Source organism: Sandarakinorhabdus sp. (assembly GCF_987265915.1).
The window spans coordinates 76,801-92,359 of sequence record NZ_OZ503948.1; the positions used below are offsets into that span (position 1 = coordinate 76,801).

General features: G+C 64.5%; 15 protein-coding genes and 3 tRNA genes. 8 read left to right on the forward strand and 10 right to left on the reverse strand.

Features of this window, described 5'->3' with window-relative positions:
- Positions 1-396: 396 nt before the first annotated feature.
- Positions 397-999, forward strand: a complete 603-nt coding sequence (locus tag AC6UUM_RS00350) for an outer membrane protein (RefSeq protein WP_500803375.1) — start codon at positions 397-399, stop codon at positions 997-999.
- Positions 1,000-1,175: 176 nt separating this feature from the next.
- On the opposite strand, the gene rplL is transcribed toward AC6UUM_RS00350, so the two are convergent.
- The 7 genes from rplL to AC6UUM_RS00385 all read right to left on the reverse strand — a co-directional run bounded on the left by rplL (position 1,176) and on the right by AC6UUM_RS00385 (position 4,804).
- Complete coding sequence (gene rplL / locus AC6UUM_RS00355) at positions 1,176-1,550, reverse strand: 50S ribosomal protein L7/L12 (protein WP_500803376.1); 375 nt, start codon at positions 1,548-1,550, stop codon at positions 1,176-1,178.
- Between the two features lie 45 nt (positions 1,551-1,595).
- A complete protein-coding gene (gene rplJ / locus AC6UUM_RS00360) occupies positions 1,596-2,117 on the reverse strand; it encodes a 50S ribosomal protein L10 (protein WP_500803377.1) in 522 nt (173 codons plus the stop codon).
- Between the two features lie 448 nt (positions 2,118-2,565).
- Positions 2,566-3,264: a 50S ribosomal protein L1 gene (rplA, locus tag AC6UUM_RS00365; protein WP_500803378.1), complete on the reverse strand. Its 699-nt coding sequence runs from the start codon at positions 3,262-3,264 to the stop codon at positions 2,566-2,568.
- 4 nt (positions 3,265-3,268) lie between these two features.
- Entirely contained in the window at positions 3,269-3,703 is a 435-nt protein-coding gene (gene rplK, locus AC6UUM_RS00370) for a 50S ribosomal protein L11 (protein WP_439547014.1), read from the reverse strand.
- A 72-nt stretch (positions 3,704-3,775) separates the two neighbouring features.
- Positions 3,776-4,312 (reverse strand): transcription termination/antitermination protein NusG, encoded by a 537-nt coding sequence (gene nusG / locus AC6UUM_RS00375; RefSeq protein ID WP_353200339.1) that lies wholly within the window; start codon positions 4,310-4,312, stop codon positions 3,776-3,778.
- Between the two features lie 8 nt (positions 4,313-4,320).
- Entirely contained in the window at positions 4,321-4,548 is a 228-nt protein-coding gene (secE, locus tag AC6UUM_RS00380; protein WP_500803379.1) for a preprotein translocase subunit SecE, read from the reverse strand.
- 180 nt (positions 4,549-4,728) lie between these two features.
- Positions 4,729-4,804 (reverse strand) — tRNA-Trp (locus tag AC6UUM_RS00385).
- A gap of 115 nt (positions 4,805-4,919) precedes the next feature.
- Between AC6UUM_RS00385 and AC6UUM_RS00390 the strand changes: the two genes are divergently transcribed.
- From AC6UUM_RS00390 to rlmB, 4 genes are all read left to right on the forward strand, one after another.
- Positions 4,920-4,993 (forward strand) — tRNA-Gly (locus AC6UUM_RS00390).
- A gap of 352 nt (positions 4,994-5,345) precedes the next feature.
- Positions 5,346-6,440 carry a GGDEF domain-containing protein gene (locus AC6UUM_RS00395; RefSeq protein WP_500803380.1) on the forward strand — a complete coding sequence of 365 codons (1,095 nt, stop codon included), beginning with the start codon at positions 5,346-5,348 and terminating at the stop codon, positions 6,438-6,440.
- Positions 6,441-6,541: 101 nt separating this feature from the next.
- Positions 6,542-6,628 (forward strand) — tRNA-Tyr (locus tag AC6UUM_RS00400).
- Between the two features lie 50 nt (positions 6,629-6,678).
- Entirely contained in the window at positions 6,679-7,434 is a 756-nt protein-coding gene (gene rlmB, locus AC6UUM_RS00405; protein WP_500804872.1) for a 23S rRNA (guanosine(2251)-2'-O)-methyltransferase RlmB, read from the forward strand.
- Positions 7,435-7,458: 24 nt separating this feature from the next.
- Here the strand turns inward: rlmB and AC6UUM_RS00410 are convergent, their stop codons facing one another.
- Positions 7,459-8,106 (reverse strand): hypothetical protein, encoded by a 648-nt coding sequence (locus tag AC6UUM_RS00410; RefSeq protein WP_500803381.1) that lies wholly within the window; start codon positions 8,104-8,106, stop codon positions 7,459-7,461.
- Positions 8,107-8,193: 87 nt separating this feature from the next.
- Here AC6UUM_RS00410 and AC6UUM_RS00415 point away from each other — a divergent pair, with 87 nt between their 5' ends.
- Complete coding sequence (locus tag AC6UUM_RS00415; protein WP_500803382.1) at positions 8,194-8,736, forward strand: TetR/AcrR family transcriptional regulator; 543 nt, start codon at positions 8,194-8,196, stop codon at positions 8,734-8,736.
- Between the two features lie 138 nt (positions 8,737-8,874).
- Here the strand turns inward: AC6UUM_RS00415 and AC6UUM_RS00420 are convergent, their stop codons facing one another.
- Together AC6UUM_RS00420 and AC6UUM_RS00425 are read right to left on the reverse strand one after the other, a co-directional pair.
- Positions 8,875-11,787 carry a TonB-dependent receptor domain-containing protein gene (locus tag AC6UUM_RS00420; protein WP_500803383.1) on the reverse strand — a complete coding sequence of 971 codons (2,913 nt, stop codon included), beginning with the start codon at positions 11,785-11,787 and terminating at the stop codon, positions 8,875-8,877.
- 241 nt (positions 11,788-12,028) lie between these two features.
- Entirely contained in the window at positions 12,029-13,402 is a 1,374-nt protein-coding gene (locus AC6UUM_RS00425) for a glutamate--cysteine ligase (protein WP_500803384.1), read from the reverse strand.
- Between the two features lie 132 nt (positions 13,403-13,534).
- On the opposite strand from AC6UUM_RS00425, the gene AC6UUM_RS00430 reads away from it, so the two are divergent.
- Together AC6UUM_RS00430 and AC6UUM_RS00435 are read left to right on the forward strand one after the other, a co-directional pair.
- On the forward strand, positions 13,535-13,726 hold the full coding sequence (locus AC6UUM_RS00430; protein ID WP_500803385.1) for a hypothetical protein: 192 nt from the start codon (positions 13,535-13,537) through the stop codon (positions 13,724-13,726).
- A 69-nt stretch (positions 13,727-13,795) separates the two neighbouring features.
- Entirely contained in the window at positions 13,796-15,541 is a 1,746-nt protein-coding gene (locus AC6UUM_RS00435) for an N-acyl-D-amino-acid deacylase family protein (protein WP_500803386.1), read from the forward strand.
- Positions 15,542-15,559 lie beyond the last annotated feature (18 nt).

Here is a 15,559-nt window from a genome sequence, read left to right on the forward strand (position 1 = left end):
CTGTGTCGGTCGCCTTCTTCATGTGCCCGGCAGGGGGAATGCCGGAAAAACAGCAAAACCCGCACGTCACACCGCTGCTGCGGTATGTCGCACGGTCACTGGCGATTGAACCTCCAACATGTTTCCATCCGTCGCGGCCTGATCGCGCAGCAGGCCGTGTCTCGAAACATGTCAGCCCGGACGGGGAATCAGCCCCGAACCGGTCGATGCCGGCGATATAGGCGCTTTGTTGGATTTGCGAAAGGGGGGACGTGCCCGCCACGCCCGGTCGCGCTTGTGTTGCAATGCAGCAACACGCCGGCAGCCAACAGTGCCACTACGGAACCATGGCCGCCACACCCATGTTGAGGCTTGCAGTGGCCGCCCCCGCCACCCGCGTTTTGCAGAAAGAACCCCATGAAATCCTTGCTCATCATCAGCGCGCTTGCGCTGATCGTCGCTTCTGCCCCGGCTGCTGCCCAGACCACGATGGACCCGGCACCGCCAACCACCACACAGAACAACGGCCCCACCAGCCCGGACGGCTCCAAGGCCTTCGGCATCGAGCCCTATTTCGGCGTGGTGGGCGGCTACAACAGCTTTGACCGCACCACCGATGCCAATGGCGTGCAATCGCGCCGCTTCGATGGCGCGCTGGTCGGCGGTGTCGTCGGGGTCAATATTCCGCTTGGGCCGCTGTTCGTCGGCGTGGAAGGCCATGGCGCGCGCGGCTTCGGCGATATCCGCTGGGAATATGGCGCACGTGGCCGCGCTGGTTTCCGGGCTGGCGACAGCGGCATGTTTTATGCCAGCGCCGGCTATACTTGGATCGACGCGCGCAACAGCCGCGGCTTCCCGGATCGCAAGGATTGGGTATGGGGCCTCGGCGCCGAATTCGGCCCGCGTGACATCGGCCTGGGCGGCGTAACCGGCCGGGCAGGGCCGCGCTTGCGCATCTCGGTGGAAACCATGGACTTCGACAATATCCGCGCGATGGGCGGCGTCGTTTTCCACTTCTGATCAGCGATTGAACGATGCAATCGGGGCGCTTGCGGCAACGCAGGTGCCCCTTTTTCATGACAAGCCCGAAAGGATGAGACCCGCCTTCACGCCCCCTCAGCGCAGCAAGAAAAAAGGGCTGCCCCTTGCGAGGCAGCCCCTTGTTCCAGCAAGGCTTGCGGCGTTGCCGCAGCGATTTACTTGAGTTCGACCGTCGCGCCGGCTTCTTCCAGCTGCTTCTTGATCTTCTCGGCGTCAGCCTTGCTGATGCCTTCCTTGACAGCCTTCGGCGCGGATTCGACCAGCGTCTTGGCTTCGGTCAGGCCCAGGCCGGTGATGGCGCGGACTTCCTTGATGACGTTGATCTTCTTGCCACCGTCGCCGGTGAGGATCACGTCGAACTCAGTCTGCTCTTCAACAACCGGGCCAGCAGCGGCGGCCGGACCAGCGGCCACGGCAACGGCCGCAGCGGCGGACACGCCCCACTTTTCTTCCAGCATCTTGGCGAGGTCAGCAGCTTCCAGCACGGTCAGGGCGGAAAGCTGGTCAACGAGGTTATTCAGGTCAGCCATGGTAATCTCCAATGTTTTCAGTTTGCGTTATGGGTTCGAAACGGCTCAGGCGGCTTCTTTGTCCTTGTCGGCATAAGCCGCAAAGACGCGAGCCAGCTTGGCGGCCGGCGCGTTGGCGAGCTGGGCCAGCTTGGTGCCCGGTGCATTGACCAGACCAATCAGCTTGGCGCGCAGTTCATCCAGCGACGGCAGTTCGGCCAGCGCCTTGACGCCGGCAACATCGAGCAGCGTGCTGCCCATGGCGCCGCCGACGATTTCGAACTTGTCGGTGGTCTTCGCGAATTCCACCACGATCTTGGCGGCAGCCACCGGATCGGCCGACGTCGCCAGCCCGCACGGGCCGGTGAGCAGCGCGCCAAGCGGCTGGTAGGGCGTGCCATCAAGCGCGATGCGCGCCAGACGGTTCTTCGTCACCTTGAAGTTGGCGCCAGCCGCACGCATCCGGTTCCTGAGATCGCTCGCTTGCGCGACGGTCAGGCCATTGTTGCGCGCGACCACGACCACCGAGGTTTCGGTGAGCGTCTTCGCCAGCTTGGAGATGGCTTCGCTTTTTTGGGTGCGATCCATGCTCACTCCTTGACAGGTTCAGCGCATCCGCCGGCCCGAAGGACGGCATCAGCGCGGGTTATGACAAGGCACAAGGCGCCTTGCCGGCTCATTGGGCCTGCAGGCTGCGCAATTCCGATTGCGGGAAGCGGCGGGCCCCAGGCCCGTCCGAAGAGGATCGTCGCCCACGCCGCGCGCATCATGGATGGCCCGAACGCAGCCCCGGCCACGACGCGAACGCCAGCCGGGGGAAAACTTGCCTCGTCTCATGCAGGCCCATGTGGCTTAAGGCGGATGCCACCTGCAATCTCGGACGGTTGCCCAACCATTGCTGGCCGGACAGGAAATGGGGCGTTAGGCGGCCAGCGCCGCAGAGTCAAGCTGGGCGCGGGAAACGCCCAGGCCGAAAATGCAGAACGGGCCGGAGCGCAGCGCGCCCCGGCCCGTCCGCTTGTTCAGTCGAAGATGATCAGGCCGTCTGGCCGGTCGAAGACGGATCAACCTTGATGCCGGTGCCCATCGACGAGCTGACCGCAACCTTGAGCAGATACTTGCCCTTGGCGCCGGTCGGCTTGGCCTTGACCACGGCATCGAGCAGCGCATCGAAATTGGCGCGCAGGGCGTCCTTTTCAAAGCTCGCCTTGCCGAGGATGCCGTGGATGATCCCAGCCTTTTCGACGCGATATTCAACCTGGCCGCCCTTGGCGGCTTCAACGGCCGCCGCGACGTTCATGGTCACGGTGCCGAGCTTCGGGTTTGGCATCAGGCCCTTGGGGCCCAGCACCTTGCCGAGACGGCCGACCAGACCCATCATGTCGGGCGTGGCGATGCAGCGATCGAAATCGATGGTGCCGCCCTGCACGGTTTCGAGCAGGTCTTCGGCGCCAACGACATCAGCGCCGGCGGCGCGGGCTTCATCGGCCTTGGCGCCGCGGGCGAACACGCCGACGCGCACGGTCTTGCCGGTGCCGCTGGGCAGGGTGACGACGCCGCGCACCATCTGATCGGCGTGACGCGGATCGACGCCCAGGTTGAAGCTGACTTCGATGGTTTCATCGAACTTGGCGGTGGCCAGGCTCTTCACCAGGGTCAGCGCTTCATCGACGCCATACAGCTTTTCGCGGTCAACCGCAGCGGCGAGGGCCTTGGCTTTCTTGGTCGTTGCCATGTGATCAGCCCTCCACCACTTCGAGGCCCATTGCGCGGGCCGAACCTTCGATCGTCTTCATTGCCATTTCGATGTTGTTGGCATTGAGATCGGGCATTTTCTTCTCGGCAATCTCGCGGATCTGCGACTGCTTGATCTTGGCGACCGCAGCGCCCTTGCCCGGCGTGGTGCCGCCCGATTTCAGGCCGGCGGCCTGCTTCAGCATGTACGACGCCGGCGGCAGCTTGGTGATGAAGCTGAACGACCGATCGGCGAACACGGTGATCACGGTCGGGATCGGGGTGCCCTTTTCAATGCCGTCGGTCTTGGCGTTGAACTGCTTGCAGAATTCCATGATGTTGACGCCGCGCTGGCCCAGGGCCGGGCCGATCGGCGGCGAAGGATTGGCCATGCCGGCCTTCACCTGCAATTTCACATAACCTGTAATCTTCTTGGCCATCGGGCCACTCCTTGCTGTGTGGTGCTGGCGGCCGGGGCGACCGGCCTCCCACGTGATGGGGGAAAGGCTGAATTACTTCTGCTTTTCCACCTGTTCGAAGCCGAGTTCGACGGGCGTTGCCCGGCCGAAGATCGACACCGAAACCTTGACGCGGCCATGATCGTAGTCGATTTCCTCGACCAGGCCGTTGAAACTGGCAAACGGGCCATCGAGCACGCGCACGCTGTCGCCGATCTCGAAATTGGCCTTCTTCTTGATCTTGGCCGCCGGGGTTTCCTCGGTCTTGGTGTTCAGCATGCGCGCCGCTTCGGCTTCGGTGATCGGCTGCGGCTTGTTCTGCTGGCCCAGGAATCCGGTGACCTTGGGGGTGTTCTTGACGAGGTGATAGACATCGTCGGTCATGGCGAGCTTGGCGAGCACATAGCCCGGCATCGATTTGCGCTCGACGGCGCGCTTCTTGCCCTTCACCACTTCGGTGACGGTTTCGGCCGGCACTTCGACCGCATCGATGAAGGCTTCGAGGCCCATGCGGCGGGCTTCGGAGAGGATGGCCTCCTTCACCTTGTTTTCAAAGCCGGAATAGGCGTGAATGATGTACCAGCGTGACATGAAGATCCTCAGGCTGCGAGGCTGAGCAGGAATTTGACGGTGCGGCCCAGCAACTGATCGATGCCGAGGAAGAACACCGACAAGATGGTGGTCATGATCAGCACCATGATCGTCATGCGCACCGTATCGGGCACGGTGGGCCAGGCGATCTTGCGCGTTTCGGTTTGCACCTGGCGCACGAATTCCGCCGGGGATACCCGGGGCTTTTTCGCAACTTCGGCCTTTGCTTCGCTCACGCGCCCATCTTCCTGTTCAACACCAAATCGAATCAGCCTGCCCCGAAAGGCAAGGCTGCCAGCAACGCCAATAACCGGCTCGGGCTACCCCTGGCCGGCGTCTTGCGAAGCATCCCGCGCCATTTTTTCAAGCCAACAAGCCAATGATCCCCGTGTGTTGCACGTTCATCACCGGCCCGCTGGCAGGAGTGGAGGGGCTCGAACCCCCGGCCCTCGGTTTTGGAGACCGATGCTCTACCAACTGAGCTACACTCCTAGGCGCGGGATGCGGGCTATAAAGTGGCTGGCAGGGTGGCGCAAGAGGGGCGCAAAACAGTGGCGAGCGGCCGGGCATTGAAACCGCGTGGCGGCTGCCGTATGAGCAGCGCAGCGCGGGTATAGCTTAGTGGTAAAGTTCCAGCCTTCCAAGCTGGCCATGCGGGTTCGATTCCCGCTACCCGCTCCATCGCAGTGCGGCTGGCTGCGTGCCGCATCCAGACTCGCACAAGATCGGCCAGCGAGCAAAAACGGCGGCCCTCCGCCGCCGCTTTTTGGCTCGTCTGACGGCGCGGCTCCGCCGCGCTCTTCCTTCTCTTCCTTCCCCTACTTCGTGCCGCCAGCCCAAACGGACTCGGCGGCTCTGCCGCCGGCCGTGCGCCTCGAAACACGCGCGCATCCTGCCTCCACGACCCTTCGACAAACTCAGGCTGCGCGAGCCCACAAAGCCACCCCCCGCAAAAACCCATCCCCCGCTTAACCCCCCGCCCTCTCCGCCGTTTCCCGATGGGCAGATCGCAGCGGCAGAAGGGTCCGACACCATGCAACATCAGCCAGGGCCGATGCAGGCCGTCGCCACGGTGCCGCCACCGGCCGATGTGGGAATATCAACGGGTGGATTTCCGACAGGCACCGGACCGATGGCCTGGTTCGATCAGATCCGGCGGCTACTGTTGTCCTGCGGGCTGCCGCCAGAGCCGGCGGTGTATGACGTGCTGTGGCGCTATGTCCGCGATGATGATCATGAACTGTCGCTGGCCATCGATCGTGCGCTGGCGCACGGCGCGCTGACGCTGGGGGCGCTGATGGCGCTGCGCGAAACACATCTGGGCCAGATGAGCGAGGCGCAGGTCAACCAGTTGATCGCCGAAGCGCATGACCAGGCCGAGGCGCTGGGGCGGCGAATCGAAAGCGGGCAAACCGATCTGGCCGATTACGGCCGCGCCATTGCCGATGGCGGCGAGCAGCTGGCCGGGCCGATGGATGCCGCCAGCCTGGGCGTGTTGCTGGAACAGCTGAGCCAGGCGACATCGGTGGTGCAGGCGGCGAACGCCCGCCTGATCGAGGAGCTGGATCAGGCCGCCAGTGAAAGCCGTGCGCTGGCCGACAAGCTGATCCAGGCCGAACGCGCCGCGGTGACCGATGCCCTGACCGGCGTGCTCAACCGGCGCGGCATCATGGCGGCCATCGAAAAGGCGCAAGGGGAGGCGGTGGCATCGGGCGTGCCGCTGGCGTTGGCGGTGGTGGATATCGATCATTTCAAGCGGTTCAATGATCGGTTTGGCCATGCCATGGGCGATGATGTGCTGCGGTTTGTGGCCGGGCACATGGCCGAGCGGCTGGAGGCGGACGGTGGCGCCGTCGGCCGGCTGGGCGGCGAGGAATTCGTCGGCCTGTTGCCGGGCGTGAGCGTGCAGGCCGCCGCCGGGCGCATCGATCGCATCCGCGCCGATCTGGCCGCGCAAGTGCTGCGCAGCGCCGTGGATGGCAGCAGCATGGGCCGCATCAGCTTTTCGGCCGGGGTGGCCGAACATCGCCACCCGCAAAGCGCCGATCAGTTGATCGAGCGGGCCGACAGCGCCCTGTACACGGCCAAGCGGCTGGGGCGTGACCGGGTAGTGCCGGATCGCGGATGATCGGGGAACTGAAAACCCCCGTTGACAGGCGGGCTGGCCTGCCGCACTAGGCCGCCTCCCGCACGGCGCCTGCTTGGCAAGCGCCTTGCCCGAAAGGCAGTGGAGGGGTGGCCGAGCGGTCAATGGCAGCAGACTGTAAATCTGCCGGGTTTCACCCTACGTTGGTTCAAATCCAACCCCCTCCACCAGCTTTCGGTTGCCAGTTCGGCCCGGTGCCGGTTCAGCCAAGGCAGCAATGATGGGCCGTCGTCCGCATCCAAAATCGCAACAGGGCCAGAAAAGCCCGTTCCCGCGCCTGTATGGCCGCCACGCGGTGTTTGCCGCGCTCGATAATCCCGAGCGTGAGTTCCGCAAATTGTGGCTGACCCCGGCCAGCGCCAAGACCATCGAGCTGCCGCCGGGCCTGAACGTGCAATATGGCGATGACCATGATCTGGGCCGGCTGTGCCCCCTGGATGCGCCGCACCAGGGGTTCGTGCTGGAGGTGGAGCCGCTCGATTCGGCCTGGCTCGACGAAATTCTCGCGCAGGCCGATGATGGCGACAATCGCCCGATCGTGGTGCTGGATCAGGTAACCGATCCGCACAATGTGGGGGCCATCATGCGATCGGCGCTGGCGTTTGGCGCCCGCGCATTGGTGACGCAGGATCGGCACAGCCCGGCCGAGACCGGCGTGTTGGCGCGCAGTGCCAGCGGCGCGCTGGAACAGTTGCCGTGGGTGCGCACGGTCAATCTCGCACGCGCGCTCGGCGAGATCGGCGAGGCCGGGTTCTGGCGCATCGCGCTCGACGGGGCGGCCGAGATGACGGTGGAGGCGGCGTTGAGCACCAGCCAGGCCGCGCTGGTGTTGGGCAGCGAAGGCGAAGGGTTGCGACCGCTGACCGTCCAGAATTGCGATGTGGTGGCCAAGCTGCCGATTTCGGGCGTCGAGAGCCTGAATGTGTCGAATGCGGCGGCCGTGGCGCTGTACGCCTGCGCGCGGCGCCAGCTTTAAGGCCGGCTGCGAGCGGCGGGGGCTTTAAAGCCGCCCGCGCAGCAGCATCACGCCTGCCGCCAGCGTCCACAGCGCCAGGGCCGCCACCACGGCGCCAAAACCGACCACACCCAGCGGCAGCAAGCCCAGCCCGCCCATCATCGGCACCAGTGCCAGCACCAGCGCCGCCAGGGCCAGACCGCGTTGCTGTGGCCAGACCGCGACCCCCCACAGCACCAGCGCAATGGCCCAGGCGCCCGTGCCGATCTGTTCCCAGCCCCGCGCCTGGCCAAACAGCATCCAGAGGGCGGGCTGATATTGATCCGGGCGGGTGAAGCCGGCGTCCAGCATGCGCTGCGCCAGAGCGGAGAACGCGAAACCGTTGATCACGGCCGCGCCGGTTAGCGCCAGCGCGCCTGCCGCCTGGGCGATGAAGGCACCCTGCACCGCCAGCCGCCCCCAGCCCAGCCGCGTTGCCAGCCCGGCCTGTGCAATCATTTGCGCCAGCATCAACGCCAGCAGCGCGGCGTGCACCGCCATCGCCAGGGAGCCAATGGCGGCCAGGCTTTCCAGCATCGCCTGACCACGGCCATGGGCGGTCGGGTGGTGCAGCATGCCCAGCACCGACAGGGCGGACGTGGCGATCAGCAAGGCGCCGGCGGCGCGGGACTGGGAATCAGCAGGCATGGTCATCGGGCGAAGCTCCGCAGGGGGTTGCCTGGGCGGAGTAATGTCGCCGGCTTGACCAAGCACCAAACATAGGACCATGATCGTCCGGTAATGGACGAAAGAGCTGAACTGTCTGATAGCAAGCGACCACCCGATCGCCGGCAGCAGCGCACCCGTGCCGCATTGCTGACAGCCTTTCGCGATCTGATGTTGGCCCAGCGTTATGACCGCATCGATGTGGCAGCGATCTGCGCCCGCGCCGATGTCGGCCGCTCCACCTTTTATGCGCATTTCCCCGGCAAGGATGCCTTGCTCACCGCTTCGATGCAGCCGCTGCTCACCATGCTGGCCGATGTCGCGGTCAACGGTGACAGTCCCGCGCTGCTATGGCTGCTTGATCATTTCTGGGATCAGCGCCGCCATGGCCGCGTGGTGTTTGCCGCCCCTTTGCGCGCCATTCTCGAACGCGAGTTGGCCGATTCGATCCAGGCCCGGCTGGGGTCGGAGCAGCGATTGCCAAGTCAGCGTTTGATTGCGTTGCAGATTGCGGCGGCGCAACTGACCGCGGTTGATGCGTGGATGACCGGCAGCGTTTCGGCGACTCCGCACGAAATGGCCGCCCACATCGCCGCCACTGCGCGTCTGGCGCAGTAATCTGCAGTTTGGTGGATGCGGTTGATCTCGCCGCCCCTGACGTCATCGTGGAAAATTGGCACCGCACACAGGATGACCCGTCAGCTGCCCGTGTCGGTGACGGCGGTGGACCATAGGCCCACCGCCGCACATCATCGATTACATGACCACGCGGATGCCGAAGCGATACACACGGCCGAGCGGATTGCCGATGAACGGATCATAGGACAATTCCAGCCGTGACGCCGGCGGAGCGGCATTGGTGACGTTGTCGATGCCGAACTGCAGTTGGGTCGTCACCCCGCCCAGCGGGATGTCATACTGCACGTTGATATCGTGCTGCGTGAAGCTCTTCACCACCGCGCCGAAGTTGGTCGGCCCGAAATTGGTGCTGACGCAGGTGGCCAGGCCAACGCAGCGATCGTCATCGACACCACCGACATAGCGCACCTGATAGCGGGCGTTGAAGCGCGGCAGCGAATAGTTGATCCAGCCGGTGGCGCGCAGCGGCGAGACGGTGAGCGGATCGCGCAGATAGTTGGTGAAGCCCTTGGCCTGATAGCCGGGTTGCACCAGCACGCCGCGGAAGATGAAGTCGGCAAACTTGTAATTCAGCACGATGCTGGCCTGCGCGCCGACGTTCAGCTTTCCGGGGCCAAGATCGGTCTTGTAATCGATCGACAGGTCAATGCCGCTGGTCTTGACGTTGGGGCCATTCACCCAGTCGGTGCGGACGCGGCTGATCGCATTGCCGTTCGTGACGCCTTGCACGCAGCCACCCTGGAAGGTGATCAGATTGGCGAACACGCTGCTGCAGTTGGCCAGGCCGAGGCCGTTGAAACCCGGCACCACGGCCGAGGCAATCGCCTGGCCGGGGGTGGTGGTGATGCGGCCATCGATGTCGAAGTTCCAGTAATCGGCCGACACCGTGAAGCCCGAGGTGGTGATCACTGCGCCGATATTGTAGGCGAGAGCGGTTTCCGGCGCGAGATCGGTGGTGTTGCCGAAAATGTCCACCGAGCGGAAGCCGTTGGCAGCGGCCTGGATGCCGGCCAGCGAAGTGATCTGGTTGTTGACCACCTGGTTGGCGAGCGGGCCACGGAAGGTGGTGCCCACCGAGCCGCGCAGCACCAGCCAGTCAGTTGGGTTCCAGCGCACCGCGCCCTTCGGATTGAAGGTGGAGCCGACTGAGCCGCCATAATCTTCGAAACGGGCCGCGCCGGTGAACTCCAGCCTGTCGGTGATCGGCACCTTCACTTCGGCGAAGATGGCCTTCACGTTCTGGCGCACGGTTTCCGGCCGCGTGACGCCGAGGAAGATAAACGGTCCGACGCCTTGGTTCGGGGTGCCGACGCAGCTGAGATCCCCTTCGCGGAAGCAGGGGTTGATGTTGGCATCGGAGATCGGGGCCAGCGGATTGGACGACCATTCGTTGCCGCGATACTGGGCACCGAAGGCATAGGCGATCGGTCCGCCGCCCAGATCGAGCGCGGTTTCACCCGAGAAGATCGCATCGACGACCAACTGTTCCTCAACCTGGCGCGTGCCGGCGTAGGGCTGGATGAAATTGATCAGTTCAGCCGAATTTTCCGCACCGCGAACATAATTGGGATTGGTCAGGCCCTGGATCGACACCGGCTGCCCGGCGTTGATGAACGGATTGAACCACTGGCAGCCATTCAGGCCCGGCGTGTTGGCACCGACGTTGCAGTTTGGACCGCCAAGGCCGTTGAGGGCATTCTGCAGGCGCGTGCCCACCATGTCACGCGATGCCGCCTCGCGTTCCGACCGCCACCAGGTGCCAAAGATCTGCGCGCGGAAATTGTCGGTGAATTCGTGATCGACGCCGCCCGACAGGCGATAGCTCTTGTTCTGGGCAAAACCCAGACCGGCGCCGCGCACCGGCTCGGACGGATTGCCCAGCCAGCCGAACGGCCGCCACAGCACGATGGAGATCGCATTCAGCGGTTGGGCAACTGTCGGGGTCGGCAAGCCGTTCTGGGCCAAGAAGGCCGGCACACCGGGGTTGTTGGGGCTGACCGTGAAACGGCTGGTGCTGCCCGACCCGGTCGGGCCCTGGATCGGCGGGAAGGATGGCGACTGGCCGGTGGTGGTATCGGTCTGCGCATAGGTGAATTCGGCGTGGAACTTGGTGCGGTCCGACAGTTCCGCATCCATCTGGGCATAGGCCTGGTAGCGATCTTCCTCTTCGATGATGTTGTTCCACGGCAGGAAGCTGAAGCGGCAGATCGGCAGGCCGGTGCCATTGGCGCCGCTGGTATCGTTGACGCCGCCAACCGCCGGGCAGGCGGTGGTGCCGCCATCGCGGACGGTGATCGGCGCAATGCCCCCATAAACTGCGGCAAAGACGCCCGGATTGCTGGACGCCGACCAGGCGGACGGGTTCACCGCATAGGGCGTGCGGCTGAAATCGCGGCTGAAGCTGGCCAGGGTGGAGCGGTGCTGCCAGCCGCCACCGACCATCAGATTGACCTTGCCGAACGTGTGGCCGACCAGCGCCGACATCGTCCAGTTGCCGCGCGAGCCGCTGATGGCATCGAAGTCGCCCTGCAGCACCGCGCCGTTGAAATCCTTGCGGGTGACGAAGTTGGCGACGCCGGCGATGGCATCGGAACCATAGGTGGCGGCCGCGCCATCCTTCAGCACTTCGATGTTCGCAAGCGCGAAGATCGGAATCAGGTTGGTGTCCGCAAAGCCGTCACCCGGCGCCAGCACCGTGCGGCGGCCGTTGAACAGAACCAGCGTGCGCGTGGGGCCAAGGCCGCGCAGGTTGAGCGAGCCATTGCCCTGGAAACCCTGGGCCGCCGTGGAGAACTGGTTGGTATCACCCAGCGAGGCGCCGACCGACGGCAGCTGCTTGATGAATTCCAGCGGCGAGCTGATGCCCTGTTTGTTGAGATCATCGGCGGTGAACACATCCACCGGCACCGCAGCATCTTCGCGGGTGCCGCGGATGAAGCTGCCGGTGACGATAATTTCGGCATCGGCCTGTGCCTCAGCAGCGGGTGCGGCCGCCGTCTGCGCCTGATCGGTCGCCTGGGCCTGCGCCACAGAGCCGTAGAATGTTCCCGCAACCAAGGCAAAAAGCGCGCAACCTGAGCGCAGCCGCAATGACGACATCGATATCCTCCCCGAATCTGGATCAACGTCTGGCCTGTTCCCGAAATGGGCTGGCTGAGATCGTGATCAACGCTTCATGCTGTTTCGCAAACGGCGGCGGGTCAAGAGGCAAAATGCCATGAAATTGCGTGCAAGCGTCGGCGGTGGCACGATTATATCGGAGGTGTGTCTTTCAATAGGCCTCTGTGTCGTAGATGCGGGTGATGTCGCCGCCCCAGGCACCATGATAAAGCGCAAGCAGGCGATCGGCGTTGGTCAGGCCGCTGGCAACGATCTCGCGCAGCGGACCCAGAAAGCCTTGCTCGCTATCGCCGGCAGCGTTCAGCCGCGCCCGTGCCGCCAGGCCGGCATCGGCAATCTTCAGCACTTCGCGCGCCAGATCCTGCAGGGTGCCGCCATTTGGGCTGGCCGCACCCAGCGCCAGCGCCGGCACTTCGCGGCGCAAGCGGTCGTGATCGGCCGGCGTCCAGTGCTTGACCAGATCCCATGCGGCATCGAGCGCGGTCTGATCATAGAGCAAGCCGACCCACAGCGCCGGCAGCGCGCAGATGCGATCCCAGCGCCCGCCATCGGCACCGCGCATTTCCAGATAACCCTTCATCCGCACTTCGGGAAAGGCGGTGGTCAGATGGTCCTTCCAATCGGACAGGCGCGGCGTTTCACCGGGCAGCACCGCCAGCTTGCCGGCCAGAAAATCGCGGAAGCTGAGCCCGGCGGCATCGATATAACGGCCGTCACGGTAGACGAAGTACATCGGCACATCGAGCGCATAGTCGGCATAGCGTTGATAGCTGAACCCGTCTTCGAACACGAAGGGCAACACGCCGGTGCGGGCCGGATCGGTGTCGGTCCAGATATGGCTGCGGAACGATTTGAAGCCGTTGGGGGCCTTTTCGGTAAAGGGTGAATTGGCGAACAGGGCCGTAGCCAGCGGTTGCAGGGCGAGGCTGACACGGAATTTCTTCACCATGTCCGCTTCGGAGCCATAATCCAGATTGGTCTGGATGGTGCAGGTGCGCAGCATCATGTCGAGGCCGAGATTGCCGACCCGCGGCATGTGGCGCAGCATGATCGCATAGCGCCCCTTGGGCATCACCGGCAGATCGGCACGCGCCTTGTCCGGCCAGAAGCCGAGCCCGAGAAAGCCGAGGCCCAGTTCATTGCCGATCTCGCGGCATTGGCGAAGGTGGCGATTGGATTCGGCGCAAGTGGCATGCAGATCGGCCAGCTGGCCGCCCGACAATTCGAATTGGCCGGCCGGTTCCAGGCTGATGTTGCCGTCCGCGCCCTTCAGCGCGATCACATTCTCGCCCTCGTAAATCGGTTCCCAGCCGAACCGCGTCATGCCCATCAGCAGATCACGGATGCCGCCAGTTTCATCATAGGATGGCGCCCGGTGGTCGGCGGTGCGGAACACGAATTTTTCATGTTCAGTGCCAATGCGCCACGCCGCCTTCGGCTTGGCGCCGCCTTCGAACACCGCCATCAACTGATCGAAGCGTTCGATCGGTGCTTCATCGCCCGTGGAAGTGACCTGGTTGCTCATGCGCCGCGCCTTAGCCGGGTTGCCGGCAACAGGCAATGAAGCCCACCGATTGCCGGAATATGACAGCCATGGCACCGGCGCCCAGGCAAGAGCCCCCTTGTGATTTTGCGCCAAGCCCCCTTATTGCCGGGCATGCGTTTGATCCCCCTGCTTCTCTTGTTTGCCCTGGCCGGTTGCAGCTTTGCAGAAAGCCACCCGGCGCCCGTGGCCGATCCGGACGCCTGGGGCCGGCTGGACGCCGATGCGGCCCAGTCGCAGCCCGCGCCGCAGCCCGCGCCGCAGCCCGCACCGCCGGCCACTGCCCCCACCCCCGGCACCGCCTGACAAACCCACCGGGTTGCAGGCCCGCCATAGTCTGTCATGCTGTGCCTTTCCCATGGGAGGGGACGGCATATGCATGATCTGGTCATTCGCGGCGGCACCATCGTCGATGGCAGCGGCAATCCGCGCTTTGTGGGCGATATCGCCGTGGATGGCGGGCGGATCACCGCCGTGGGCCACATCACCGCGCCGGGCCGCGAGGAGATCGCCGCCGCCGGGCTGGTGGTGACGCCAGGCTTTGTCGATATTCACACCCATTATGATGGCCAGGCGACCTGGGATGCCGAAATGGCGCCGTCATCTTGGCACGGTGTGACCACCGTGGTGATGGGCAATTGCGGCGTGGGCTTTGCGCCAGCCGCCCCGGATCGCCATCAATGGCTGATCGGCCTGATGGAAGGCGTGGAGGATATCCCCGGCACAGCGCTGGCCGAAGGCCTGACCTGGGATTGGGAGACGTTTCCGGAATATCTTGATGCGCTGGAGAAGAAAGCCCGCACCATCGATGTGGCAACGCATGTGCCGCACGGCGCCGTGCGCGCCTATGTGATGGGCGAACGCGGCGCCCGCAATGAAAAGCCCACTGATGACGACATTGCGGCAATGGCGGCCATCGTGGCCGACGGCGTGCGCGCCGGGGCGCTGGGATTCTCCACCAGCCGCACGATCCTGCACAAGAGCATCGATGGCGAGCTGGTGCCGGGCACCACGGCAGAAAAGGACGAATTGATCGCCATCGGCCGCGCCATGGGCGAAGTTGGCCACGGCGTGTTCGAGATGGCCAGCGATCTTCGCCGTGAATGGGATGAATTCGGCTGGATGGCGCAGATGAGCCGCGAAACCGGGCTGCCGGTCACCTTCGCCATGCTGCAGAGCATCGCCAAGGAACTGCCGTGGGAAGAGCAGATGGCCGAGACGGCGCGCGCCAATGCGGACGGCGCCAACATCGTCGCCCAGATCGCACTGCGCGGCAACGGCATCCTGATGGCGTGGCGCGGCACCGTGCACCCGTTCAAGTTCAAGCCGAGTTGGGCCGCGATCGACACCGCCCCGTGGGAAGAGCAATGGGCCTGCATCTCCAACCCGGAATGGAAGGCGAAGCTGCTCGCCGAACCCGATGTCTATCCCGAATCCGATGTGCAGATGCTGCTGATGGCGGTCGCGCAAGGCTTTGGCCTGCATTATGAAATGGGGGATGGCTTCGATTATGAGCCGACGAGTGCAGAAACCATCGCCGCCCGTGCCGCTGCGGCTGGCAAGCCGCCGGCCGAATATGCCTATGATCTGCTCAGCGCCAATGGCGGCGCCGGCTTCATCTATTTCCCGATCCTGAACTATGCCGATGGCAATCTCGATTTCGTCAAAGGCCTGCTGGGGCGGGACGATGTGGTGATTTCACTTTCGGATGGTGGCGCGCATTGCGGCACCATCTGCGATGCAGCCTCACCCACGTTCCTGCTGCAACACTGGGTGCGCGATCGCAAGCGCGGCACCGTGACGATCGAGAATGCCATCCGCCGCCAGTGCCATGACACGGCGCGGCTTTATGGCCTCCATGATCGCGGGTTGATTGCGCCGGGCTACCTGGCCGATCTCAACATCATCGATATGGAACGGCTGAAACTCGGCAAACCGTGGCTGGCCTTCGATCTGCCTGCAGGCGGCAAGCGCCTGCTGCAAAAGGCCGATGGCTATGTCGCCACCATCAAGCGCGGCCAGGTGACCTTCCGCGATGGCACCATGACCGGCGCCCTGCCCGGCGGCCTGATCCGCGGCCCGCAGGCGGCACCGGAAGTGGCAGCGCTGGCGGCGGAGTGACTGGGGAGTGATTGGACG